General features: G+C 51.4%; 27 protein-coding genes. 19 read left to right on the plus strand and 8 right to left on the minus strand.

Annotated elements, in window-relative coordinates; genetic code table 11:
* Nucleotides 1-672: 672 nt before the first annotated feature.
* A complete protein-coding gene (locus AAH187_RS03020; RefSeq protein WP_342346952.1) occupies nucleotides 673-2,418 on the plus strand; it encodes a SulP family inorganic anion transporter in 1,746 nt (581 codons plus the stop codon).
* A 109-nt stretch (nucleotides 2,419-2,527) separates the two neighbouring features.
* Nucleotides 2,528-3,958, plus strand: a complete 1,431-nt coding sequence (locus AAH187_RS03025) for a nodulation protein NfeD (protein WP_342346953.1) — start codon at nucleotides 2,528-2,530, stop codon at nucleotides 3,956-3,958.
* A 169-nt stretch (nucleotides 3,959-4,127) separates the two neighbouring features.
* Here AAH187_RS03025 and AAH187_RS03030 read toward each other — a convergent pair whose 3' ends face one another.
* Complete coding sequence (locus tag AAH187_RS03030) at nucleotides 4,128-5,597, minus strand: hypothetical protein (protein WP_342346954.1); 1,470 nt, start codon at nucleotides 5,595-5,597, stop codon at nucleotides 4,128-4,130.
* 343 nt (nucleotides 5,598-5,940) lie between these two features.
* On the opposite strand from AAH187_RS03030, the gene floA reads away from it, so the two are divergent.
* The 3 genes from floA (at nucleotide 5,941) to AAH187_RS03045 (ending at nucleotide 8,417) form a co-directional block, all read left to right on the plus strand.
* Nucleotides 5,941-6,918: a flotillin-like protein FloA gene (gene floA / locus AAH187_RS03035; protein WP_342346955.1), complete on the plus strand. Its 978-nt coding sequence runs from the start codon at nucleotides 5,941-5,943 to the stop codon at nucleotides 6,916-6,918.
* A 14-nt stretch (nucleotides 6,919-6,932) separates the two neighbouring features.
* Nucleotides 6,933-7,280, plus strand: coding sequence for a hypothetical protein (locus AAH187_RS03040; protein ID WP_342346956.1), 348 nt, complete (start codon nucleotides 6,933-6,935; stop codon nucleotides 7,278-7,280).
* 597 nt (nucleotides 7,281-7,877) lie between these two features.
* The gene (locus tag AAH187_RS03045; RefSeq protein WP_342346957.1) at nucleotides 7,878-8,417 is read left to right on the plus strand and encodes a hypothetical protein; all 540 of its coding nucleotides are present in this window, start codon (nucleotides 7,878-7,880) and stop codon (nucleotides 8,415-8,417) included.
* Between the two features lie 128 nt (nucleotides 8,418-8,545).
* Here the strand turns inward: AAH187_RS03045 and AAH187_RS03050 are convergent, their stop codons facing one another.
* Nucleotides 8,546-9,112, minus strand: coding sequence for an HPF/RaiA family ribosome-associated protein (locus AAH187_RS03050; protein WP_342346958.1), 567 nt, complete (start codon nucleotides 9,110-9,112; stop codon nucleotides 8,546-8,548).
* Between the two features lie 465 nt (nucleotides 9,113-9,577).
* Nucleotides 9,578-9,949 (minus strand): hypothetical protein, encoded by a 372-nt coding sequence (locus tag AAH187_RS03055; RefSeq protein ID WP_342346959.1) that lies wholly within the window; start codon nucleotides 9,947-9,949, stop codon nucleotides 9,578-9,580.
* Between the two features lie 479 nt (nucleotides 9,950-10,428).
* On the opposite strand from AAH187_RS03055, the gene AAH187_RS03060 reads away from it, so the two are divergent.
* On the plus strand, nucleotides 10,429-10,848 hold the full coding sequence (locus AAH187_RS03060; RefSeq protein WP_342346960.1) for a CBS domain-containing protein: 420 nt from the start codon (nucleotides 10,429-10,431) through the stop codon (nucleotides 10,846-10,848).
* A gap of 230 nt (nucleotides 10,849-11,078) precedes the next feature.
* On the opposite strand, the gene AAH187_RS03065 is transcribed toward AAH187_RS03060, so the two are convergent.
* Entirely contained in the window at nucleotides 11,079-11,621 is a 543-nt protein-coding gene (locus tag AAH187_RS03065) for an acyloxyacyl hydrolase (protein ID WP_342346961.1), read from the minus strand.
* Nucleotides 11,622-11,981: 360 nt separating this feature from the next.
* Between AAH187_RS03065 and AAH187_RS03070 the strand changes: the two genes are divergently transcribed.
* The 4 genes from AAH187_RS03070 (at nucleotide 11,982) to pfp (ending at nucleotide 15,194) form a co-directional block, all read left to right on the plus strand.
* Nucleotides 11,982-12,341, plus strand: coding sequence for a response regulator (locus AAH187_RS03070; RefSeq protein ID WP_342346962.1), 360 nt, complete (start codon nucleotides 11,982-11,984; stop codon nucleotides 12,339-12,341).
* 42 nt (nucleotides 12,342-12,383) lie between these two features.
* Nucleotides 12,384-12,665, plus strand: coding sequence for a DUF2892 domain-containing protein (locus tag AAH187_RS03075; RefSeq protein WP_342346963.1), 282 nt, complete (start codon nucleotides 12,384-12,386; stop codon nucleotides 12,663-12,665).
* A 293-nt stretch (nucleotides 12,666-12,958) separates the two neighbouring features.
* Entirely contained in the window at nucleotides 12,959-13,876 is a 918-nt protein-coding gene (locus AAH187_RS03080) for a universal stress protein (protein ID WP_342346964.1), read from the plus strand.
* Between the two features lie 61 nt (nucleotides 13,877-13,937).
* Nucleotides 13,938-15,194 (plus strand): diphosphate--fructose-6-phosphate 1-phosphotransferase, encoded by a 1,257-nt coding sequence (gene pfp, locus AAH187_RS03085; RefSeq protein WP_342346965.1) that lies wholly within the window; start codon nucleotides 13,938-13,940, stop codon nucleotides 15,192-15,194.
* A gap of 188 nt (nucleotides 15,195-15,382) precedes the next feature.
* Here the strand turns inward: pfp and AAH187_RS03090 are convergent, their stop codons facing one another.
* From AAH187_RS03090 to AAH187_RS03105, 4 genes are all read right to left on the minus strand, one after another.
* The gene (locus AAH187_RS03090; protein WP_342346966.1) at nucleotides 15,383-15,736 is read right to left on the minus strand and encodes a hypothetical protein; all 354 of its coding nucleotides are present in this window, start codon (nucleotides 15,734-15,736) and stop codon (nucleotides 15,383-15,385) included.
* Between the two features lie 79 nt (nucleotides 15,737-15,815).
* The gene (locus AAH187_RS03095; protein WP_342346967.1) at nucleotides 15,816-16,460 is read right to left on the minus strand and encodes a CBS domain-containing protein; all 645 of its coding nucleotides are present in this window, start codon (nucleotides 16,458-16,460) and stop codon (nucleotides 15,816-15,818) included.
* Between the two features lie 109 nt (nucleotides 16,461-16,569).
* The gene (locus AAH187_RS03100; protein WP_342346968.1) at nucleotides 16,570-17,886 is read right to left on the minus strand and encodes a pentapeptide repeat-containing protein; all 1,317 of its coding nucleotides are present in this window, start codon (nucleotides 17,884-17,886) and stop codon (nucleotides 16,570-16,572) included.
* Between the two features lie 91 nt (nucleotides 17,887-17,977).
* A complete protein-coding gene (locus AAH187_RS03105; protein WP_342346969.1) occupies nucleotides 17,978-18,886 on the minus strand; it encodes a universal stress protein in 909 nt (302 codons plus the stop codon).
* A gap of 402 nt (nucleotides 18,887-19,288) precedes the next feature.
* Between AAH187_RS03105 and AAH187_RS03110 the strand changes: the two genes are divergently transcribed.
* The 9 genes from AAH187_RS03110 to AAH187_RS03150 form a co-directional block, all read left to right on the plus strand.
* Nucleotides 19,289-19,843, plus strand: a complete 555-nt coding sequence (locus AAH187_RS03110) for a universal stress protein (protein ID WP_342346970.1) — start codon at nucleotides 19,289-19,291, stop codon at nucleotides 19,841-19,843.
* Between the two features lie 142 nt (nucleotides 19,844-19,985).
* The gene (locus AAH187_RS03115) at nucleotides 19,986-21,176 is read left to right on the plus strand and encodes a cation:proton antiporter (protein WP_342346971.1); all 1,191 of its coding nucleotides are present in this window, start codon (nucleotides 19,986-19,988) and stop codon (nucleotides 21,174-21,176) included.
* Between the two features lie 215 nt (nucleotides 21,177-21,391).
* Entirely contained in the window at nucleotides 21,392-22,870 is a 1,479-nt protein-coding gene (atpD, locus tag AAH187_RS03120; protein WP_342346972.1) for a F0F1 ATP synthase subunit beta, read from the plus strand.
* Between the two features lie 37 nt (nucleotides 22,871-22,907).
* Entirely contained in the window at nucleotides 22,908-23,312 is a 405-nt protein-coding gene (locus tag AAH187_RS03125) for a F0F1 ATP synthase subunit epsilon (protein ID WP_342346973.1), read from the plus strand.
* The gene (locus tag AAH187_RS03130) at nucleotides 23,305-23,643 is read left to right on the plus strand and encodes an AtpZ/AtpI family protein (RefSeq protein ID WP_342346974.1); all 339 of its coding nucleotides are present in this window, start codon (nucleotides 23,305-23,307) and stop codon (nucleotides 23,641-23,643) included. Before AAH187_RS03125 ends, AAH187_RS03130 begins: the two co-directional genes overlap by 8 nt.
* Nucleotides 23,636-23,947, plus strand: coding sequence for an ATP synthase subunit I (locus AAH187_RS03135; RefSeq protein WP_342346975.1), 312 nt, complete (start codon nucleotides 23,636-23,638; stop codon nucleotides 23,945-23,947). The genes AAH187_RS03130 and AAH187_RS03135 overlap by 8 nt, the downstream gene beginning before the upstream one ends.
* Complete coding sequence (locus AAH187_RS03140) at nucleotides 23,937-24,638, plus strand: F0F1 ATP synthase subunit A (protein WP_342346976.1); 702 nt, start codon at nucleotides 23,937-23,939, stop codon at nucleotides 24,636-24,638. Before AAH187_RS03135 ends, AAH187_RS03140 begins: the two co-directional genes overlap by 11 nt.
* Nucleotides 24,639-24,669: 31 nt before the next feature.
* Nucleotides 24,670-24,951 carry a F0F1 ATP synthase subunit C gene (locus tag AAH187_RS03145; protein ID WP_342346977.1) on the plus strand — a complete coding sequence of 94 codons (282 nt, stop codon included), beginning with the start codon at nucleotides 24,670-24,672 and terminating at the stop codon, nucleotides 24,949-24,951.
* 4 nt (nucleotides 24,952-24,955) lie between these two features.
* On the plus strand, nucleotides 24,956-25,621 hold a 666-nt coding region (locus AAH187_RS03150; RefSeq protein WP_342346978.1), incomplete at its 3' end, for a hypothetical protein.

A 25,621-nucleotide genomic window follows, 5' to 3' on the forward strand; every position in this document is an offset into this window, starting at 1 on the left:
CTGGAACATGTCTAACTCCGTTTAAATTCCTGGGAATTGCTTGCCACACGCAGAAACATCGGTATCCAGAAAATTCCGGGATTCTTAAGGCGGAAATGTTGGTCAATTTTTGGTTATTGGCCTTCACTTGATTTTCGAACCCATTTAGAAATGGTAACAGGCCAGGAGATTGGCTCCCCCCACCTATACAAGCCTCGAATGAATTGACGCGCGGAAAATTTAAAAATCCGGTAGGAAGTGGCCTGTAGGCCTCCCCTCTCTATAGAACGGTACGCATCGACCTGGGCTACTGCTCTTCGATCAGTAACCGATCCCATCAGGTCTGGATGAAAGACCTTGTACCGTAAGGCAGAAACACCTGGACGAGGGGGCCACCACAGGATTACCCGAGTCCGTGATGAAACTCAATTATTCATGAATGACAGGCTGATTTCACTCATGCCAGGAACTGATGAGATCACTTTTCCCTTCCCCGATATAAAAAAAACATATGGCAAAACAAGAGACGATACACGCAGACATTTGAGATGAGCACTGAGACAGCATTTTGGTATAGAATCCTTAAAAACAACCTGGCATCTTGCAACACTGATTTCCTCTCCCGCCAGATCAGTGGGATGGCGGGTGAGAGAATTTTTTTTGAATAAAAATGACATAGAAAAGGATCCCAGATTGGACGCTACTCAAATTAATCCACAAACCACCCGATCTCTCTTACATCGGGTCGCACCGGGTCTCCACACCTTCATCCACTATAATTACAACTGGCTCGGCCGCGACCTGTCCGCCGGCCTTTCGGTTGCGGCCATTGCACTGCCTGTGGGTATTGCCTACTCAGCAATCGCAGCGGTACCACCGGTCGTGGGAATCTACTCATCCATTTTCCCGTTGTTTGCCTATGCCCTTTTTGGCTCTTCACGGCAATTGATGACCGGTCCGGACGCCGCCACTTGCATCATCGTCGCAGCGGGCCTTACCCCTCTGGCAAACGGTGACCCTGAGCGCTACCTGGCACTACTGGTCGTATTGACCATCATGACCGGTCTTCTCTACATCGGGGCAGGGTTCTTACGGTTGGGGTTTATCGCCAATTTTCTATCAAACCCGATTTTGACAGGCTATTTGAATGGCGTCGCTCTGATCATTTTGGCGGGTCAGCTGAAAACCTTTCTCGGGTATTCTTCAAAGGAAGGAGAGTTTTATCTCCAACTGACAGAGCTGATCTATAAAATGAAGGAGTTCCATTACCCGACGGTAATCCTGGGTGTGGGATTGCTGATCGTCCTGATCGTGATGAAACGGCGGTTGCCGAAAATTCCCGGTGCCATGGTGGTCGTGATACTCGGAATCGTGGCGGTCATCGCTCTCGACCTTAAGCAGGTTGGGGTCGCCGTCCTGGGAGAAGTTCCGGCCGGATTGCCGGCGTTTCATTTCACCACTCTCAATCTTGAAGTCTTCCGGCACATTTTCGGCGACGCTGCCGGGCTCGTCTTGATCAGCTTCACCAGCGGGATACTCACCGCAAAAAGCTTTGCCCGGCGGAATCAATATGAGATCGATTCGAATCAGGAACTGTTTGCCTTCGGAGCCTGTAATCTTGCTTCCGGACTGGGCCAAGGATTCCCCGTGACAGGGGCAGACTCCAGAACCGCAGTGAATGACGCCATGGGGGGCAAGACTCAGATGGTCGGCATGATAGCCGGTCTCACCATGCTGCTGGTTCTGTTCTTCGGCACCGCGCCCCTGGCAGAAGTTCCGAGCACCGCACTGGCAGCCGTGATCATGGTATCGGCCGTCGGACTCTTGGACACTTCCTCATTGCGGGATCTATTTCGGACCAGCCGGCGAGAGTTTTTCCTGTCGATTATCACCACCGTGGGCGTGCTCGTCCTCGGCGCCTTGCCGGGGGTGATCCTTTCAGTGGCCCTCTCGCTCTTATGGTTGCTCACTGTAGCGGCTCGTCCCCACAGCGCAATCCTGGGACGGGTTCAAGGGGTGAAAGGATTTCACGATATCCTGGACTATCCAAATGCCAGGACCATAGACGGTCTGCTTTTGTTCCGCTTTCAAGGAAATCTGGTGTTCTTCAATGTGGACTACTTCAGAGAATGTCTGTTTGAGGCGATCGCTGCCTCCAAAACCCCAATTGAATGGGTCGTGCTTGATGCCAGTCCGATCAACGTTATTGATGCCACGGCTGTGCAAAAGCTGGATGAGATCCGTAACGAATTGGCCCCAAGAGGCATCGTACTGGTGGAGGCCCAGGCTAGGGAAAATCTCCGGCGCTTCTTCGAACCCGAGTGGGTACGAAAGCGAAAGGAGCTTTGGGGTTCAAACATTTACCCCACTCTCAAGAGCGCGATCCATGCCTTCCACCAGTATAAGAACGCGAAGACCGGCTTACCACCACCGGATTGAGCGATGCTCGGCGTAAACCCATTGGCCCCGGACTCCACATAATCAGTTAACTATGGTTTTTCGACGTGTTCGAAATCGGAAAGAGAATGTACGGCCGGGCATGATACTCATGAAACAAACAATATCCTACTTGCAGCGCGTGGAAGGTATGTGGCAATCCATAGTCCCGAAAAAATTTTTATTGATGAGCTTGGCATGTTTAACAGCCTTTGCTCTCAATGCCGACCCCCTCCTGGCCAACCCGTCACAGCCGGTCGTGTATGTGGCTCCCATCGAGGGAGTCATCGATCTGGGACTCGCGCCATTTGTGCAACGGGTATTAGACGAAGCCACGGCCGCCGGAGCCAAAGCCGTCATATTAGAGATTAATACCTTTGGCGGTCGGGTCGACGCCGCAGTGCTGATTCGGGATGCTCTCCTGGAATCCAAAATTCCCACCGTCGCGTTCATCAACAAACGAGCCATCTCCGCCGGCGCGCTCATTAGCCTGGCCTCGGGAAAAATCGTAATGGCAGAAGGCAGTACGATCGGTGCCGCCACGCCGGTGCAGATCGGTCTTCCCGGCACCCCGGCCCAACCGGTCGAAGAAAAGACCGTGTCCTACATGCGGAAGGAATTTCGGGCTACCGCTGAGCAACGGAACCGCCCCCCGCTCATTGCCGAAGCGATGGTGGATGCGGATGTTGAAATTCCCGACCTCATTGAAAAAAGTAAATTACTGACGCTCACCACCAAAGAAGCGTTACAGGTCAACATCGCGGACTTTCAAGCCAATTCGCTGGAGGCTGTGCTACAGTCACTGAACCTCGCTGATGCCGAGATTGTATACGCGTCGGAAACGTGGGCGGAGTCACTGGTGCGGTTCCTCACCCATCCCGTGGTCAGCTCATTGTTGATGACGGTCGGCATTCTCGGAATTATGTTGGAAATGCGGGTACCCGGATTCGGGGTACCTGGCGCCATCGGGCTTATGTGCCTTTCCCTGTTTTTTTGGGGGCATGGGCTTGTTCAATTAGCCGGATTGGAAGAATTTCTACTAGTCGGACTTGGGCTGATTTTGGTTGGACTGGAAATTTTTGTCATTCCCGGTTTTGGCATGGCAGGAATTTTAGGAATTTTGGCACTTATGGGAGGACTTGGACTGAGCCTTATCGGGACCGGAGCCTCCTGGGATTCCATGCTGTCCGCGCTTGGGCAAGTGGCCCTCTCAATCCTGGTGGCCATCATCGCCACCCTCATTTTGCTCCGTTATTTTCCACGCCTTCCATTCGGGAAACGCCTGATCCTGGAAACCAATCTTCAGGCTCAAGAGGGTTACGAATCGAGCCCGGCAGAAGATCATCGTTGGTTGGGAAAACAGGGATTAGCAGTTTCAGATCTTCACCCTTCCGGGATTGCCCGCTTTGATGGAGAACGAGTGGATGTGGTATCCGATGGAACCTTTATCGATGCCGGTCAACCGCTGAAAGTCGTACGAATCGATGGTAATCGGGTCGTTGTTCAACTCGCGCTACCCCCATCAGAACAGGACACCGTCTAATCGAACGAGAACTCCTCGCATTCATTCAGTTACCTTGGACTCAGGGCTATATTTGCCCTAGATTCTTTTGGCTCCTCCTACTTCTCCTTTCGTATCGCGCCGGTACGGTTTCAAGTTTTTCATTTACGTCTTCTTGTTCAGCCTACCTTTCCATTCCCCAAAAAAGCCGTCACGATTCTCCTTTTCCATCTCTCCCCTGAAATACTTCCCGGAATATGATCTCTGCAGCAACAGCATGGCCCTTTTTGTTCCAATGATCATCGTCTCTTAGATATAAGAGTTCCTTATCTTTATAGGGCGTGAGAAAGGGAAGCAGATTGAGAGTCCTGAATCCCTTTTGATCAGACAACGTTGCGACGTAATCGATAAAATGAGGCTTGTCGGATATTGATGGCAAATTGTCATACAACGGTCCATGAAGTCTTACAGCGGTCGGAGCAATGACCACAATGACCTTGAAAGAAAATTCCTTTCCCAGTTGTACCATTTCCTCAAACACTTGATCCAAACGTGGTCTATTGGGGTGATGTAAAACATAGGAGAGTGGTTTTCCTGCCCTATCTATGTATTGGGGAATAAACAGACGCGGTCCAAGAACAGTAGACTGGTAGAGAGGAAACCACGATTGTATACCGTCAATGAGGTTTGGGTTAAACCGATTTTCTTGTAAACGTGGAAGCCGAAAAACAATGCCTTCATCTCGTATTTTCGTGATCATCGCCTGCTCTTTGATGAGAAAGGGAATTTCGTGCAGACTTTGAAGGACGGTTCCCTCCATCAATTGTTCCATATGACTGGGACTATTAGGCTTAGGCAGACGATGTTCTCCATAAGTATCTTCAAGATCGTTTCCCTCGTAAATCATCCAAAGCAGTGTCTGGATTTTCAGAGAGTTTCCCGACCTTCTTAACATGTATTTCAGTAGTTCGAGTTCCTGCTTTGGCGAGGAATCATGTATTCCCAGATTGTAAATCGGGCGATGGATGGCATGCTCGAGAATTCCAACCCAGGAGTGTGCGGCATCAACCGCCCATCCGAAGGTGAAGGAATCCCCAAGTGCAAAAATGTCAGCTTGATCCAATTCTATAGTGTTGCGAAATCCGTGCTGATCGATAGTACAAGAGAATTGTTGGAGTTCGAACACAGATTTGGCAAGAGTCGGTGATTGCATCAACTCGGGACTATACAATACGCCATAATGCATCCCACTGACCGAAAAATTGGCTTTGTGTAAGCGGAAATTGCGGTCCGTGGGATAGTAGAGGGGAGGATACAACTCCTTCCAGGTAACCCCAGAATCAAATGGTCTCGAGTCCTCCAGACGAGGTTTACCAAAAGTCTGTGGCTTGAGATGAATAGAATATGTGATGTCCACGATGAAGAGACTACCTAGTGAAACACACACCCCTAGTGCGAGGTTGACAAGGTGCTGTGAGGAGACCAGGCCACGAACCATAACTGTTCTAATGACAATGAAGAACACGCCAACAGCGAAAGGAAGGGAAAGAGCTATCAAGCCCAGCCCTATGACCCTTCCGCCGATAGACCGGCCTAAAAACAGGACCAGCACAACATATAGCCACAACAACCCAAGACTGGAAATCGCGAACACCATCGCATAGCTTTCCCTTTTATTCATAATTTTCCTATCAGCAATAAGACCTTTTCATCATGGTCAAAAATGTTGGAAATCCGGGACCAAGGCGGAGATATTCCCATATTCATTCCACCGGAAGCCTCTGGCTTTTCATAATGATGGAAACGGCATACGAATCTAGGAGAGCTTGAGGGAGAAGGGCTAAAATAATGAAGAAAAAAGCTCGCTCATTGCTGTTATACTTTATGCTGGTTCTCTGTCAAGGCAGCATTGAGGTCACATCCATGAAGTTTTGGGAAATTTACCAATCGAAAATCACTTCGCTACACGTTTATGATATTTCCTTCCTTGACGACTTTTCACCATCAGAAAAGGAACCCGCATAATGGAAATTGAAACCCAGGCATTCGGTTCCCTTGGACTCCTCGTCATGGTCCTGGCGCTCTTGTTTGGCCTTCTCTATGTCATTCCCATTCCCCTTTGGATTGCGGCATGGGCTTCCAACGCCTACGTTGGGCTCTTTACACTTATTGGCATGCGGTTGCGCCGGGTCCCTCCGGTCACCGTGATCAACGCCAGAATCAGCGGGGTGAAGGCCGGACTTGATATTCCCGTGAACGATTTGGAAGCCCACTTTCTGGCCGGGGGGAATGTGGTCAAAGTCGTCAATGCCATGATCTCAGCCGACAAGGCCAATATCCCCATGACCTTTAAACGCGCTGCCGCCATCGACCTGGCCGGTCGTGATGTGCTGGAGGCCGTCAAAATGTCGGTCATTCCTAAAGTCATCGAGACCCCCCGTATCACGGCTGTCGCCAAAGATGGCATCCAGCTGATTGCCGTCTCACGGGTGACCGTTCGCGCCAATATCGACCGGTTGGTCGGCGGAGCTGGTGAGGAGACCGTCATTGCCCGCGTGGGAGAAGGCATGGTCAGCACGATAGGATCTTCCGCCTCTCACAAGGATGTTCTGGAAAACCCGGATTACATTTCAAAAAATATCTTAGGGAAAGGACTCGATGCCGGCACAGCCTTCGAAATCTTGTCCATTGACATTGCGGATGTAGATGTCGGTGAAAATATTGGCGCGAAACTGCAAATCGATCAGGCCAATGCGGACAAACAAATTGCCCAGGCCAAAGCGGAAGAACGGCGAGCGATGGCGGTCGCCTTGGAACAGGAAATGCGAGCCCGTGTCGTCGAAGCCGAGGCAGAAGTTCCCAGAGCCATGGCCGAAGCATTTCGTCAGGGAAATTTAGGCATTATGGATTATTATCGAATGAAAAATGTGCAAGCCGATACGGCCATGCGGGACGCCATTGCCGGCACGGAGGAAGAATCTTCCGGCCAAACGAAAAAGTGAGGGGGGTAATGAGCATGGAATCATTGGTGTTTTTTGTTATCCTGCTTTTTTTATCCGGGCTCGCCATGGCCATTCGATGGCTGAATGAGCGAATACGGCGAGACATCGCATTCAGGGATCTTAAAGATCTTTTTGGTCCATCCAATGATGCCCATGACAAGCGTGATCTTCAGGCGCCTGACGCTACGGGAACGTCCTCGTCAAGGCCCAAACAACCCATACAGGAATTCAGACCAACAACCTCCCCAAAACGCCGAACCGCTAGTCAACTTCGTGTGCGCAATCGGGCAGACCTTCGCCAGGGGATTGCGATCATGACCGTTCTTGGCCCCTGCCGGGCCCTGCAACACCCCGAGGATTAGAACAGGGGAATGCTGTGGTATGCCCTGGCTCAAGCCTAATGGGCTGCCATCGGCGTTCTTACCCATCGGTCCACATGCCACCAACCTGTCTATCGAACTAGAGTATTGGAAAGTTCAACTATGACTCTTGAATGGTCACTCGCCCCTATTGAGGCAAAGGGGCGGGTGAGGGAAATCCTCAAGAGAAAGTTACCATATGATATCCGGCCACAAGGAACCGCGTTCCCTTTGAATCCAGCCAGCCGGCCAATACGGGGTGGGACATTTTCATTCAGATTGTGGTAGAAATTCCATTCACCCATCATAGGAACAGTTCATAGGTGGGTTGAGCACATAGGGCAAGGCAATGGAGGGCCTTTGAGGATTATGTAAGCCTCAAAGGCCCTTTTTTTGTTCAACTTCATCAAAGGAGGGATTCCACATTTTTATCCGTGCGTCACCCGCGTTTGAACCGGATCTGGTTTCCACACCACATCCACTAGCCGGTGCGAGAGCTGAAAGGCCAAGAAAAACAACCTTCAATCACGGTTAGCTGAGTCAAAATGCTTAAGGAATAATCTCGGCATGGCCCTTACACTTACACATATGGAGGACTCAATGAGGAACCTTTTACAACACAAGATGGTTTTTGGAATAGCGGTGTTACTTGGAGGTCTGGCGGGAGGTTTTCTAACCTGGGAGATATCTGAGGCGCAGAAGCTCCCATTTTTCGATCGAAATGTGGTCCTGTTGGACTGCGTCGAGAGTGCCACAAATACGTTTGTCGTTGACAATATGTCCTCGACCGTCGATGTAGAAATCACGAGAGGACTTGATTGTGCAGCAGCCGTGCAAAAGTTATTGGTCAAGGGTTATGTCTTGGGGCCAGGAGCGGGAGGCGTGACCTCGGGTGAGGCAACCTCACTGGATCATTTCTTGATGCTATTTCTCTTGAACCCCAATGATTTGCTTGAGCGAAGGATCGACACTTCCACGTTAAACCCCTCACGAGACTGTATTGGTAAACACAACTCACAGCCATGCTCCACGAATCTTGAAAGGCGCGACACACTAAGTCCGACCGTGAATAGACAGCAGCCCTTAAGCCCGATATTACAAAGTCCTCGAAGCCCGATATTACAAAAACGTACTCCATAAGCCGCCCCAGTCAGATAAACACCCGAAGCCCGACGACCTCACAAGAGGTCGGGCTTTGGAGTGGTCCAGCCATCTGAGGGTTGGCCAGGACTCGAATACAATTCGTTGTCTTTCTTGATCAAGCCTCGTCAGGAGAAGGCAGCTTTATCGACTGCTCCTGGGACGCTGGGAAGGGGATTGACTGTGGTTGCCTGTGGCCCCTTCTCCCCATCTTCAATATTAAACAAGACCTCCACCCCATCCTCCAGTTCCTCGTACTTCATTCCGTGCACAGCATTTTTGTGAAAATAGACCTCTCCTCCTCCTTCCTGGAGCAGAAAACCATACCCTTCCTGGGGAAACAATTTAGAAATCACTCCGCGTAATGGAATAGAGGGGACCCGAATTTCTTTGGAGGCCCGTTTGTCTCGAAATTTCTTCACTTCAATCTCCATGGCAAAGAACGCCGCACGAATAGCCTCCTCAAACGTCTTTTCCTCTTTTCTGGCGGTCAGGGTATGACGACCGGGCATCGTGACGACCACCAGGGCTTCTGCCACATTTTCGGATTTTTTGTGATGAGCATTTTTTGTGAGTGTCACCCGCCCGTGGATCAAGTCCTCATGGCCGGCCTGCAAATCGGCCATCCGAGTTTCAATCTCCGTTTTCCACCGTGGGGTCATCGTCACATTTCGACTGTCAATCTGAAGATCCATAGTGTTTTCTTCCCTCTCAATTTGAGTAATAGAAACAACAGACACACATCATCACAACGTACACGTTAAGTATACTCATTGAAGTGCCAGAGGAAAACATGGAAAAATTCCCCTAGCACATGGCCACTCGACGAAGTACGGTCATTGCCCCACACGTTTTCAATCGATCAAGATGCGACTGGTCTCACACCGACAACTCTCCGACAAATCCCAAGGCATTCACGGAAGTCCCTTCAAAGCACTCTCTGGAGCGTGGAACCAATAACATCCACTGTCGTGTCACCGGTAAATTGTAAGGACCGGTCATCCTGGTTTACCCTGCCATTCCACCGTCCGCCAATCCGACAGTCCGCAACATTTGCAAGTATTCCTACAGCAACTCTTGTGCCCCATCCAGGGAAGAACCGATCCATTCGGGATCCATCCGGACCAGAACATGCGAAAAAGGAAGCCTGGAAACCCACCCTAACGTCCCCTCAAATCGGGCCGTATGCAAAAGGGTTCAATGGGATGGTGAGCCACTTCAGCCGCCAAGGGAGGAGCGACCATTTGCACATGTTTATGCCATTGACTTGCTCCGGCAGCTTCCCCAGCGTTATAGAAGGCCGATTTTTCGAATTCGGCCGGACATAGCAACACGGCCTCGATAAGAAAATTGACTCCGTCTTGTTCCACCAACTCGAAACGTGGGGGAATCGTATGAATCAACCCTCGCTGCCTGGCATGAATCATTCTGGCTTCCACTTTTGCTTGCAAGGTCCCGAGTTCGAGTCGCTGAATAACAACAGACATGATGACTTCCCCATCTCGGAAGGCCGCATAGGATATCCCGCTCACGTGGTCATCCTCTAGATAGAGGAGCCTTGCTTTTCCCGCCGGATGAGGGCTATTGGTCAGGACATCTCTATTTTGTCAAATTCAGTCAGCGCTTAAAAAAACTAAAACCATGCCTAACATGAATGGGTCAGGAATCATCGGAGCCGCCCCCGTAAATGCCCTTAGAAACATAGCGTGCCGGGTAAGGCCTGATTTGCTTATAGTCTTTTCCTTGAATTCCTCCCTATTTTCTTGCCATGGTAAAAAGGGAACTCTAGCGGCATGAGACCTCAGGCCTCGCCTTTTTGTATAGTCACCATTCATGGCTCATACGTTTGAGGAATGAAAGAGGGAGAATGGTAACTGGAAGAAAAGCGAGAAGAACCCGGAAATCAACTGCCCTCTGTTTTGCTAGAACCACTGTGCGAGATTTAAAATAGACGTCCACACGATCCCATAACAGGATGGGACACAAAGGAATTTTTCTATCAGGAGGTTTCATGGCTACACCGAATCTGCAGATGAAAGCGCGCGATCTCATGCAAACCCGTATGGTCGCGGTGACCCGTCAGTATAGTGCTCGTGACCTCTCGATCCTCATTCATTCCGGCACGTTTAGCGGAGTGCCTGTTATTGAACCAGGTAATCATCTGGTAGGAATGGTCACGGAATTTGATGTCTTGAAAGCCCTGGTCGATGGGAAAGATTTGCACACACTAAAGGCCGAAGACGTCATGACCCCGAACCCGGTGACGGTTGACGAAGCGGCAACAGCAGAGGAAATTGTCAACAACATGGTCAAACATCAGATTATCCGAATTCCCGTCGTGCGTAATGGCAAGCTCCTGGGCATGATCTCCCGCACAGACTTATTGAATCATCTGATTGATAACCATTTGATTAATGTTTATGGAGGCTAACAGGCAGAGGGTTTGATTCATCATCCAGCACCCAAGAGGCCATATCCCCAAAAATAGGTCGCATTGACGGTGCTTTCTATGGGGAGCATCGTCTTTCTCGTCTTATGCCTCACTTGGCTTCTTTCACCTCTAGGAAAAGACCAGAGAGAGAGGACGTCATGAATGGATGTGACAGACAGCCATCTCTCCACTCATGTTAAAATGGGCACATCCCAAAGGCATGAAAACCTTCAGAAGTAGTAGGCCACCTCAAGCATATGGAAATCCACACCACGACTGTCTCCATAAATCGTGGCATCAGACATATGATGAAATCTCCAGCCCACTACCATGTTCCCTGGGAGCTGAACACCCACGCCAACATGGGCAATGAATTGAAAGGGACCACCAATATCTTGTCGGCCAAACTCCCACTTGCTGATGAGCGCTCCTCCCACTCCACCATCAATAATTAAACGCCAACTCGGAATTCTTAAAGCTAACCCAGGGGTAAGAGTTGAAATAAAACCAAGATCCCCGGCTCCTCTCAACGCACCCGCGGAACCCCAGACTTGCGAACGCACCTCCCACCCGGACGTACCTTCCCACCTCCAGGGAAGTCCCACGATGCCAAAGACATCAAATTGTTCAAAGTCCTCCTTTTCGCCAGGCTGCAAACCCGCATCTTTAAAGTTCATCCCAGCCCTCACCCCAAGGGCGACCAATTCAATGTCTTTTGCCCATCCGGTTCCCGAACATCCCAAGATGAAAACGAACACCAATAACGCCCTCATTGAGTTACCACTCCTTATGAAAAAAATTACGCGACTCTTCACGATGAGTTTCCTCAGACTAACAGACTTCCATTCCCCAGCATGATTCTGTTGTTATTTATCGTCAATTGAGATGTATGGATATTACAGATTTCAAGAAGATTATTAAAATGAAATACCCCTAAGAGCAAGTCCCCCTAACCTGGTGAAACTGAGGACAAGAGCAACACTTCCCCTAAGCTGAAATGGGGACTTTTGCGCCACTTTCCCATGTCTGAATATTTGCTTTCCTGATAAATCAAGGTCATCTCTTCCTGACATTTTGGCACAGCTTTTGATGCTTCCAGATTGTACAATATTTCCATAACGGATATCTCTTTTATGTTACTCATTGCGACCATCGACCCCATCTTGCGAAAAAATTTACAGCAGACCTTAACGGAAAAAGGCGACCCTTTTCTTTTGCTGGATGAGGGAGAAAATATTATTGAATCCGTGTTACGGCATAACCCTTCGCTGGTCGTAGTGGATTTATATCTGACCCAGCCGAGCGGTCTGGAAATTTTACGGCAACTCCGCGAAAAAGGATTCTCAGGAAAGGTGGTGGTGTTGGGGGGGCAATCTAACCAAAGCCTCGCACCAGAAGCCAGTCAACTGGGGGCAATTCAGATTATCGGACGTCCTTTCAACGCCAACCAGGTACTGGGCGCGGTACGAGTCGCGAGTGGCGACTTAGATTAGGAAGGGTGAAAGAGGAGCGTTCATCATCTCAAGAGGTGTCATATGAAAAAATATCGCAACGTCGGGCATCATGAGCGAATCATTCGCATTGCGATAGGGCTTATTCTTCTTGCCTTATCAGGATTTTCTCTGTTACCGGAGTGGGGGGATCTTGTCCTCATGGCTGTCGGGCTTATCGCCTTGTTGACGGGAATAATCGGGTACTGCCCGGCCTGGCAAGTCTTAGGAATCAATACGTGCCCACTCCATAAAACTGAGCATCCACTCTCACACACTGAACCATCAGTTCACGAACAGGCGGACCCCTCATCTCACAGATCGTAAAGAAGTGTGGCTCATCCTAGCGACCAGACTCCATCGGTATTTCAGTGGGGCTGGCTGAGATGAATAGTCATAGACGAACGCTGGTCGACCCCATTGAGAACCTCCAGATGTCTGATCCTTTTATCCCAGTCTGGGCTCATTATCAACATTTTCCACGAGTTAAAGACCAACGGGTATCACAACTCTTGAAAGCACCACACAAACAAACCCAGGACCCCGCAATAGGGTCTCCTACCAGATTACACAGAGCCTCATCCCACAACCTGGTGGGGTATCAATAAAATGAAGGACACATGAAGCCCCCAACCGCACAATTGAAACCCAAAACCATTTTAATTCCTGTGGATAATTCGTCACAGGCAGTAGAAGCCGTTCGAAGCGTCAAGGCTTTGTCTCTTCCTGAACGCGTGCTACTGCTCCACACCATTTCCGTCCCGCAACTTGCTTATCCGGGAACAGGGATGAGTGTCGGTCATGATTTTTCCGGAGCCGCAGAAAAGGCGTTGCGGGAAGAAGGCACTCGAATCCTCGAAAAGACCGCTTCCCTTTTGCCACCGGAGTGCCGGAAGGTCTCGCAACACCTTGAAATCGGGATTCCCGCCTCGGTCATTCTATCGATGGCGAAGCACGAATCCGTAGACCTCATCATCATGGGTTCGCGTGGGCTCGGAACCATTCAGGAACACCTGATCGGAAGCGTCTCCCACCGGGTCGCCACACACGCATCTTGCCACGTACTTCTCATCAAGGCGCCCGTTGTTCCGTTCAACCACATCCTTCTTCCCATCGAACAACTTCTAGATGCTAAATGGGCTGTTGAGTTTTTGTCACAAAAGCCTTTCGGTTGCACTCCTCATATTACGGTGCTGCATGTCATCCCCTTTGCCCAGCCAGTTCTTCCGATTGGCGCACTCTTACCCGATTCCTGGAAGAAAGAACTCCAGAACGGAGGCGCCCGTTTGACAAAGGACATCACGGACAAACTCTCAAGCCTGGGATACTCCGTAAAGAGTATTGTCGAACCAGGGGCTCCTTCCTCGGTCATTCAAGCCCAGATCTCACGTCTTCAACCACAAGTAGTCCTCATGGGTACCCCCGGTCGTTCACCGCTTCAACGACTGGCACACGGGAGTGTGTCTCATGCCACCATTCACCACGCCCCTTGCTCAGTGCTACTGATTCGTGAACCACCTTCACACGCCCCGACTTGATTACTCGAACGGACTCTCTCTATGATGATCCGCTTTAACTTTTAACGCGAGAAACAACACCATGGATTCCCCGTCTACCAAATTCGCCATTCTGGTCGGAGGCGGACCTGCCCCCGGCATCAACAGCGTCATTGAAGCCGCCACAATTCGAAGTCGTCTCCGTGAGGTGGACGTGCTTGGGATTGAAGACGGATTCCAATGGTTGATGAAAGGCGACCTGTCCCACACTCAACCTCTCACCCGCGAAACGGTTAGCCACTTACACTTTCGTGGTGGCTCGTTATTGGGCACCTCTCGCGCCAATCCGACCAAGCGTCCGCAAGATTTATCGACAACGTTAACCTCCCTTCAAAAATTGGATGTGACCGGTCTCATCACGATTGGCGGGGATGATACCGCCTTTTCCGCATTAAAGCTGGCGGAGTTAGCTAGCGGACGATTACAAGTCGTACACGTGCCAAAAACGATTGATAACGATTTGTGCCTTCCCCATGGTATCCCGACCTTTGGGTTTCAAACGGCCCGGCACATGGGCGTCGAATTGGTCAAAAATCTCATGATTGACGCGCAGACCACCTCCCGATGGTATTTCGTAGTCACCATGGGGCGTAAAGCCGGGCACTTGGCCTTAGGCATCGGGAAAGCGGCAGGTGCGACTCTCACCCTTATTCCCGAGGAATTCAAGGGGTCCACGCTCAAGCTTGGGCACTTAACCAACATTCTGGTGGGAGCCATGACCAAACGTCTGGCCCAAGGCCGCTCGGACGGTGTGGCTGTGTTGGCTGAAGGACTTTCGGAGTTTTTGGATCAGGACGACCTCGCCCTCTTAGGCGGTGTTGAACGCGATGAACATGGCAATATCCGACTATCGGAACTGGATATCGGGAAAGTCCTGAAGGAAACCGTCACTCAGAAGCTCAAACACTCGGATATTCAGACCACCATCGTGTCCAAAAACATTGGGTATGAACTTCGCTGCGCCGACCCCATTCCGTTCGACATGGAATACACCCGGGACTTGGGGTATTGCGCCGCCCAATTCCTTCTGGATGGAGGGAATGGCGCCATGGTGTCGATCGTAAATGGACGTTTTACCCCGCTGCCATTCAAAGACATCGTGGATTCCGACACGGGCCGCACCCGTGTGCGCATGGTCGATGTTGATTCGGAATCCTATAAGATTGCCCGTGCCTATATGGCCCGATTAGAACCGGAAGATTTGGCAAACATGGAAACCGTTACACAGTATGCCGGAATTTTAAACATGACTCCCGACCAATTCCGTGGTTCCTTTGACGGGGTCGCTAAACCCTCCTGAACATTCACGGCGTGTTCTTCCCTCTGTCATTTTTCGTATTAGCCATACTCGAAAATGCCGGAGACTCGCACCCATGCAGCTCATTCTTGCATAGACCAGAGGGGGGTATGGAAACTGAAAGCCTAGGCAAGAAACATGAAGGGAATTAAAGATACAGGTCTTGACAGAAAAAAACCAAGGATGTTTTTTTATTGATGCGTTTCGTGTTTATAGAGGGATTCCGACACATCCATTGAAAATCCTCCCTCATCCGTTAACACCAACCCTCCATCCTGATCCAGACTAAATATCATCGAATCCAAGAGAGCCGACACCGGCAATTGATACACAATGAGGGTCCCCGAGATGATCGACATGACCTTTGTGCGAAGATCGGACTTCTTTTGCATGTTCCCGCTAAACATATCTTTGACAAACGTATACCCTTTGACCCTGACTATCCCGGCTTCATAGACCAGCACCTCTCCCACAAAAAACCGTGGGGTATCTTTTTCAAATAGTCGGCGATGAACGATTAAGAGTTTCTCTCCCTGTTCAAACATAATTTTTCTCCTTCAACTCGATGACTGGGATTAGAGGGCCTGTGAGAGCTTCCTCACCAATGGCCAGAGAACTGTTTCTTTAAACCCACTGATCAAAGTCGGGATGGGCGATCAGGACACGTAAAATATCACTTCGAGTAATCATTCCGACTAATCCACCGGCTTCAGACACAATCGGCAAAGCGCCGATGCGTTCCTCCAACAACACTCTCGCAATAGCGCGAAGCTCGGCCTCCGGAGACGCGACCAAAACCGGGTGACTGACCAGATTTTTGATAGGACCCTCAGGCTGCTTGATGGACCAGGTTGTCCCTGAAAGAGCCGCCTCCATGGTTCCTCGGAACAGATCGCGATCGGACAACATCCCCACCACGGCATCATCTGTTCCGAGAATAGGAATATGTCGAAATCGCTTGGAATGCACCACCTCCCAGGCTTGAGAAAGTGAGGCCGTGACAGGAAGCGTGAGAACAGGGGAGGACATGATTTCTCTCGCAAGAATTTTTGCTCGAGATAATTGTGTGAACGATTCAACCTGTTCATACAAGCGAGCCTGCAAGGAAGATGAACCGGCATTGCTTTGAGAAACCGAATGAGTATTCTCCTGACCAACCTTCACGTTGCCTGCGGCGGAAGGCTTCGAGATTTTCTCCACATTTCTCTGCCGAACAGAGCCCGGCACATAGGATACCCGCAAACCTCCTGGCTCAAATACAGTGAACATTCTGTCGCTCCGTATCTTGTTGGGTGTTGGAAAAAAATTTCTGTAAATGAGATGGTGAGCATGTTCCTTGAAATTTATTGACCCATGGCGAACTTTGATTATGAGACTGTCAGCGCCGACATGGCGGTGGTACAATCAATCCTTCCGGCAATCGAGTTCGTGCATCGACACAAGCCTGATTAAGTTGTGCCTGGTTTAATCCTTGGGCATACCGGAGGGCCACACCCTCCAAGCGCGTGCCCTGAAAAGAGGCTTTTTCGACATCCGCTCCCCGAAGATCGGCCCCGTAAAACCTCGCCCCATCAAGTTTCGCCTCTTCCAGATTGGCGCCGAACAGCAAGGCAAATTCCAGATTGCTCTGCGAAAGATCCGCTTCAACCAGATTCGCCCACGAGACATCCGCGCCTTCCAGATTTGCCCCCTGCAAATTTGCCTTCGCGAGATAGGCTTCATCCAATGTCGCCCGCAAGAGATTGCTGTTCATTAAATTGGCCTCAAGCAAGTCGGCATTCTGAAAACTTGCCCCGGCGCAATTGGCTCCTTCGAGATTGGCTTGAAACAGCACGGCCCTATCCAAATTCGCTTCACGGAGATTGGCATGGTCCAGTAGGGCCTCACTCAGATTCGCTAACCCCAAATCGGCCCCGGAGATATCAGCCGAACGAAGATCAGCTTCTTGGAAGTCGCTTCGATTGAAATCCGCTTCAAGTAGTTTGGCATTGACGAGTAAGGCCCGGCGAAAATTTGCCTCTCGACCATCCGCTCGAATAAGGGAGGTTTCTGCGAGATTGGCCATTTCAAAATCCGCCCTCACCAGATAGGCTTCCTCTAAGTCGGCACTCCGCAAGATGGCTAAGCGGAAACCGGACTCGGCAAGATTCGCTTCTCGCAAATCCGCCCCGGTGAAATTCGCCTGGGTCATATCGGCTTTTCGAAAATCCGCTAACCGCGCATTGGCACCAGAGACGTTGGCTCCGCGCATATCAACCGAGTAGAAAGAGGCTTCGGTGAGATTGGCTTTTTGTAAGTTCACATGGACTAACTTGGCCGTGGTGAACACGGCACGAGTCAGGTTGGCCCCTTGAAAGTTGGCGCCGCTCAAATCTTCCTCCCGAAAATCAACTCCGGCCAGATCGGCCCCGCATAAATTGGCCTGCACCCCTTTCGGGTCTTGATGATCGGCGAGCCATCGGGCATGTGCGGCTAACATCCGGGTCAGCGTCTCTTCCGGAACCCGTTTTCCCAGGAATACCCCATGACAGTCCAAGGAGGTGTCTGTGAGACCACCGGACACATCCAGATGCTCTCCATAGGCTCCCGAGGAGATCAGACTCCCGACCAATACGAATCCCATCAGCCTTTGGAGCCATAACCCGCTTGGCTTCACAGACCTTCCTTGCGAACGTCCTGTCTTTCTTGTGTTCAACAAAACCCCTCCTTTATGTCGCGTAATGCCCGCTCTTCATATAAAAATTACCCATAAAATCAGACAAGGCCTTCGCCTTTTACAATTTATTCTAATGCCGGACGACCAGCACGGAGGAGGGCGCATAGGCGCTCACCCATTCCGAGACACTTCCCATGGTAAATCGTTCCACACCCGTGAGCCCTTTGGAGCCCATGACCACCAATTGCGCATGACATGCTGGACCCGATTCAACGATTTTCTCGCGTGGATTCCCCTGAAGACGTGTTCCGATTACTTGAAACCCTTCTTTGAGAAACAATTCTCGATACTCCTCAAGGCATTCCTGAGCATGCTGGCGAAGGGGAGCCACCAGGGCCTTCAGACGTGATTTCGGGAACATCTTCTTGGACGCATCGGTCAGGATATCGGGCACAACCGACACCAGGTGAAGAGTTACCTCTTCAGGAGACAGCCATTCCTTCACGCGGTTCGCCGCAAACTTTGATGGCTTGGACCCATCCAGAGCGAGTAAGACGGAAGCCGGCACATCGAGTGGACCCTTGACCGTCAAGACCGAGCAGGGGCCGTGGGTCAAAACCGTTCTCGAAATACTCCCAAGCAGATATCCCGGAAGATCATTCATTCCGCGTGATCCCACAACCACCAAATCAGGTCGGCTTCGCTCAGCATAGGAAATAATGGAATCAGCCGCATGGCCCTTCACCACGACCGTCTTAATTGCCGCAAACGGCTTGGTGGTAGCTTGGCTTAACACCATTTCCATTCGATGGGCACAATCCGTCAAGACCTTCTGACCCGCTGCCTCCAGCTTTTGGGAAATATCCTTGGTACATGGCTCATCCTTTTTAGGTCGCTTTCCCCCACCACCTCTCAATATCCGTGGATCAACCGCATGCAACAGCACCAACTCTTTTACCGAATGGCGAAATAACTTTCCCACACATTCAAGGGCCCAGAGAGAAAACTCCGACCCATCAACCGCACACAGGATTTTCATCGTCTGATCTCCTCAATCTCGGTCACAGGACACTTCACACCACACCACTTTTCATGACGGTACAGTCTGGTACTCGCAGGAATCCTGCCAAGTTGAATATTTTTCAACAAAAATTTTTTGTTCAGGATTTTGAATTTTCATGAAAAAAAACATAAAGCCGGTAAACTCAATCCCCTGCATGCCCTTTTTTGGGACTATTTTCCTTCAGCATACTGTAGCCTTTTTCCTCTTTCTTCGAGAGAAGAATATTTTAATTATTGCATTTTCAACATCCTGACTCCTCCCGTACCTAGTCCGGCTAGGATCTCAGGGAACCAACATGATCTGGCATTTTCTTTGCTGAGTTCTCCTCCATTATCGTAAATTCCCACGCTATGACAAACACATCAGGAGATCAACAACATGAATAACGGTCTGTTCCAAAAAATTCTGATACCCGTCGATTTTGCCCCCAGCTCACGAGAAGCGTTCCTGGTTGGCCTTCGTCTCGCCAGAAATTTCCAATCACAGGTTATTCTCCTTCATGTCATCGACACCAAATCGCTGGATGCCCTGAACGCTCTCGGGCTCGCACTGCCTTCGGAGGAGAAAACCCAGAAAAAACGATTACACCACCAGGCCCGCCTTCTCGCACGGGGACTCCTCGCATTACCTGAAGCCAAAGGGATAAAAATTTCGCGCTTACTCAGCGAAGGGAAACCTTTTATGGAAATTGCCCGTATGACACGAACGGAACATGTCGACCTTGTCGTCATGGGCAGTTATGGTGGGCAAACAGGGGATATTACCAGAATCTTTTTTGGCAGCACGGCCGAAAAAGTCGTTCGCACAGTAGCTTGTCCGGTGCTATGCGTTCCCCATCCTTACCCTAAAGTACAATCCGTTACGAATGTTGATGCGATCCTCAAACCTGTTAAGTCAAAAACAAAGAGAACGCGTCGCAACCCATCTTCTTGAAAGGCTTAATCGTTCATTCTGCCCTGACCTGAAGTCCTTGGATTGTTGAAGGACGATTGCTCTTCTTCAAGGACCTTAATTGCTCATGTACCCTACCAGACCTGCACGCCGATGAAATTGAACCTCCTTGGATAAAAACGAGATGGACGAAATCCCTAAAATACTGATTACCCTTGGAGGATTATTTCTGTTAGGGCTATTCACGGACCTCTTGGGACGCCAGACCTTTTTACCACGAGTCACTCTGTTACTCATGGCCGGATTTGCCATTGGTCCATCGGGGTTCGATATTTTGCCGGACGTCAGGGAAGATTGGTTTCCGGTTGTCACCAACATCGCCTTGTCCATGGTGGGATTTTTGATCGGCCACCATTTAACGCTTCGATCTCTCAGAAAAAGGGGAAAACCGGTCCTCTGGATTTCCATTGGGGAAGTGGTGGGAGCTGCAGCAGCCATGTTCCTTGGCCTTATCCTGATAGGGTTCCCTCCGGAGATCGCCCTACTTCTTGCAGGGATTGCTCCTGCGAGCGACCCAGTGGCCACCATCGATGTGATCCGGGAGGTCAAAGGCCAGGGAGAATTTTCTCAAACACTGGAAAGTGTGGTGGGCATCGACGATGCCTGGGGTCTCATCGTGTTCAGCTTTTTATTGGCTTTGACTCAGGCTTATTACGGAAAGGGAGAGGGGTGGGACATTCTTCTCCTCGGCATGTGGGAAATTGGTGGAGCATTACTGCTGGGACTGCTTCTGGGTATCCCAATGGCCTATTTAACGGGACGACTGCAACCAGGAGAACCCACTCAAGTCGAAGCATTGGGCATCGTCCTCTTGTGCGGGGGAATGGCCGTATGGCTGAATGTGTCATTTATCTTAGCGGGAATGATGCTGGGAGCCACGGTGTCAAATCTGGCGACCCATCACAGACGTCCTTTTACGGCTATCGAAGGAATCGAATGGCCCTTCATGATCCTTTTTTTTATTTTGGCGGGAGCCTCACTTGACTTAGACTCCTTGCGAGCAGCCAGCGGACTGGGCATCGCCTATATTCTTTTGCGCCTGATCGGTCTCATGGGCGGAGCATGGGTTGGCGGCACCATCAGTGACGTCCCTCCTACCTGGAAAAAGTGGATGGGCATAGCCCTTTGGCCACAGGCCGGAGTCGCATTGGGCATGGCACTTCTGGCCAGCCAACACCTGCCCGAACTTAAGGAAGTGATTCTTCCGGTTGCGATAGGATCAACCATCGTCTTCGAACTTATTGGACCAGTCATGACTCGAAAAGCTCTCATGAAGACCGGCGAAGATCAGACGCACAATGAAATCGGGACCTGACCATCATCGGAAAACTGCGCAAATGGTTCCGACGGACGGCAACCTTACTTTCCCTGGAAACATTGACTCATATGACCGCTAAGGAGTTGAATTGAAGAACATGCTAACGGATTCCCCATCCACGAGAAAAAGCACAAGGCCGGGTCCCTCATGGAAACACGAGTGCTCGGCCAAGGCCCTGCTTCAGTGGTACCGGAAATTCAAGGAGTCCACGCATGGAGCATAGCACCAGTCCTTCGAATCTCGGCGCGGTCGTCTCGGTGCGCGGCAGCGTGGTGGATATCCGGTTCGAAGACCAATTGCCGCCCATCTATTCATTGTTGCGCACAGGACAGGAGGGACGAATCGCTATCGAGGTGTTGGCCCAACTCGACACACATCGCGTACGCGGAATTGCACTGACGCCTACGCAGGGCCTCGCGCGCGGCATGGTCGTGGAAGACACCGGCGGACCGCTAATGGCTCCGATCGGCAAGGGCATTCTCTCCCGCATGTTCGACGTGTTCGGAAACACCATCGACCGGGAGCCGGCGCCAACAGAAATTCAATATCGCACAGTCCATCGAGCCCCGCCATCGTTAGCCCGACGCTCCACCAAATCCGAAATCTTCGAGACAGGCATCAAGGTGATTGATGTACTGATGCCCTTGGAACGTGGAGGCAAGGCCGGTCTGTTCGGCGGAGCGGGCGTGGGCAAGACCGTCTTACTTACCGAAATGATTCACAATATGATCGGGCACCACGAGGGAGTCAGCATTTTTTGCGGGATCGGCGAACGTTGTCGCGAAGGAGAAGAACTCTACCGCGAAATGAAGGAAGCCGGCGTGCTGCCGAACATGGTCATGGTGTTTGGACAGATGAACGAGCCACCGGGCAGCCGATTTCGTGTGGGCCACGCGGCTTTGACCATGGCGGAGTATTTCCGGGATGACGAGCATCGCGATGTGCTCCTGCTCATCGATAATATTTTTCGATTTATCCAGGCCGGCTCGGAAGTCTCAGGGTTGATGGGGCAAATGCCATCGCGCCTGGGCTATCAGCCGACTATGGGCACCGAATTATCCCAGTTGGAGGAGCGCATCGCCAACACCGATACCGGAGCCATCACCTCGATTCAAGCCGTCTACGTCCCGGCGGACGATTTCACGGACCCGGCTGCGGTCCACACCTTCTCGCATCTTTCCGCCTCCATCGTGCTTTCCCGCAAACGCGCCAGTGAGGGGCTCTACCCGGCCATTGATCCCTTGCAGTCGAATTCAAAAATGGCTACGCCGGGTACCATCGGCGAACGGCATTACCACATCGGACAGGAGGTCCGGAGGACACTGGCGCAATATGCAGAACTCAAGGACATCATCGCGATGCTTGGCTTGGAACAACTGTCCCTTGCGGACCGGAAGGTTGTCGCTCGGGCTAGACGGCTGGAGCGGTTTCTCACTCAGCCATTTTTTACGACGGAACAGTTCTCAGGCCTCAAAGGACAGCTCGTGAGCCGCAAGGACGCCCTGGACGGTTGTGAACGCATCCTGCGGGATGAGTTTAAGGATTATCCGGAGCATGCCCTATACATGATCGGAGCCATTGACCAAGCACAGGAAAATGCTAAATCGGGGAGCCCCGCAGCTCAAGACGAACAGGAGTCGAACCACACAACCACGGGCGACTCGAACCCCAATGGGAAGTCTAAACGGTAGTCGAAGCCATCGTCGATATCCCAACTGAAGATCAAGCATGCAACCAGCGCTCATGACCTTGAAAATTCTTCTGCCGTTCAGGATCTTCGCCGAGCAGAGCGCAGTGACGCGTATCGTCGCAGAAACCCATGAGGGCGCGTTTGGCATTTTGCCTCAACGGCTTGACTGCGTGGCAGCACTCGAGCCGGGAATTCTGATCTACCAACGAAAAGGGGAAGAAGAGATGTACGTGGCACTTGATGAAGGGGTGCTGGTCAAAAGCGGCCCCAACGTGCTGGTCTCCGTGCGCAACGCCATTGCCGGAACCGACCTCCACCAATTGCGCGAGGCTGTGGAACGTGAATTTCTCACTCTGGACGAACAGGAGCAAAGCCTCCGCTCGGTGATGTCCAAATTGGAAAGTAGTTTTGTGCGCCGCTTCGCGGATTTTCGCCATGACTGAGGACCCGCAAGAAAAGCCTCTCAGGGAAGAGACGACCTTAGCCCGGCAGGTCGGCACGAAGGCTGCGCGCAAACTCAAGGCGCAACGTCACACGACGCGGACCATCTGGTTTGGGTTGGGGATGATGGGGCTGATCGGTTGGTCTGTGGCGATTCCAACGCTCCTGGGTGCGTCGCTCGGTCTCTGGCTGGACAAACACCATCCCGCACCACATTCATGGACGCTCACCCTGCTCTTCATCGGCTTAATCATCGGCTGTGTCAATGCGTGGCATTGGGTGACCAGGGAAGATCAGGAAATTCGAGCCGAACAGGAGAATCACGATGAATGAAATTTTTATGATCATGCCGGCCCTGGTCACAGGAATGTTGCTCGGAGCGATGTTTTTTGGTGGCCTCTGGTGGACGATTCGGAAAGGCCTGTCATCCACACAACCGGCCCTTTGGTTCATCGTCAGCCTGCTGGTGCGAACGAGCCTGACCTTAACCGGTTTCTTTATCGTCTCGGACGGCCAATGGGAGAGGCTGCTGGTGTGCCTCGTTGGATTTACCATTGCGCGTCCGATCGTCACGCGAGTCACCCACGTAGCCGAAAACCCAAGCAAGCCGGCACAGGAGCCCAGCCATGCACCTTAGCCCGGACGACATCATTTACTGGCAATACGGGTTCATCAAGCTGAATGCCACAATTGCGTTCACGTGGGGATTGATGCTCCTGTTGGCTATTGGATCAACAGTCATTACGCGGCACCTGTCCACCGGCTTGACACGGTCGCGTTGGCAGAATCTTCTGGAAATCGTCGTCACGGCCATCGAAAACCAAATAGAAGAGGTAGGCCTGAGTCAGCCACGGAAGTATCTCAGCTTTCTAGGAACAATCTTTCTGTTCGTCGCCATTGCCAGTCTCTGTACGATCATTCCCGGGTACGAACCTCCGACAGGATCCCTCTCGACCACAGTCGCCCTTGCGTTGTGTGTGTTTGTGGCCGTCCCCCTTTTCGGCGTTGAGGAGCAGGGAGTCGGCGGGTATCTCAGGTCCTACCTGAAACCGACCGTCATCATGCTACCGTTTAACATTATCAGCGAATTCTCGCGGACATTGGCCCTGGCTGTCCGCCTGTTCGGCAACATGATGAGCGGAGCCATGATCATCGCCATTCTCCTGACCATCACACCCTTCATCTTCCCGATCGTCATGAGCCTGCTCGGTCTGCTCACCGGAATGGTCCAAGCCTATATCTTCAGTATCCTGGCCACGGTCTACATTGCGGCCGCCACACGAACACGTCAGCGTGAACCGCAAATCGAATCGGGAGGGAAAGAGTGACACACATGCCACAACAAACAAAGGAGACACTATGGACAGTATGACGCTTATCGCGGTGGCATCCATTGTCACGGCTGGCCTCACCACCGGGTTCGGCTGCCTTGGGCCGGCCCTGGGGGAAGGAAGGGCGGTATCAACCGCCTTGTCTTCTCTCGCCCAGCAGCCCGATGCCGCAAACACGATTACCCGGACGCTCTTTGTGGGCCTGGCGATGATCGAATCTACGGCCATTTACTGCTTCGTGGTCTCGATGATTCTGATCTTCGCCAACCCGTTCTGGAACCACATTCTCTCCCAGGCCGCAGGAAAGTGAAACGATGCTAATCGACTGGTTCACGGTTGTCGCACAGGCACTCAACTTTCTTATACTCGTCTGGTTATTAAAGCGGTTCCTGTACAAACCCATCCTCAATGCTCTTGACGCGAGGGAGAAACGGATCGCCGCTGAACTCGCAGACGCCGATGCGAAAAAAGCCGATGCCCGACAGGAACGCGACGAGTTCCAGCGTAAAAACGAGGAGATTGCCCAGAAGCAGGCTGCACTGCTGACGAAGGCGGAGGAGGACGCCACAGCCGAGCGTCAGCGACTTCTCAACGAAGCGCGGAAGGAGTCGAACGACTTGCGCACCAAGTGGCAAGAGGCATTGAAAAGCGAACACCAGAGCTTGAGCGAAGAACTCAGCCGTCGAACCAGGGAGGAAGTCTTTGCCATTGCGCGAAAGACCTTAATGGACCTCGGCACAACGAGTCTGGAGGAACAGATCACCGACGCCTTCATCCGCCGATTGCACGAACTGGATAGTGCGGAAAGGAAGGAGTTGGAGTCGGCATTCAAAGCCACGTCCACTCCCGCGATCATACGTAGCACCTTCGACCTTCCTTCGTCCCAACGTCGCACGATTGAAGAAGTGGTCAAGGACGTGCTTACCATTCATACCCAAATCCAGTTCGAGACAACCCCGGACCTGGTCAGCGGCATCGAA

The organism is uncultured Nitrospira sp. (genome assembly GCA_902500695.1).
Lineage (GTDB): Bacteria > Nitrospirota > Nitrospiria > Nitrospirales > UBA8639 > Nitrospira_E.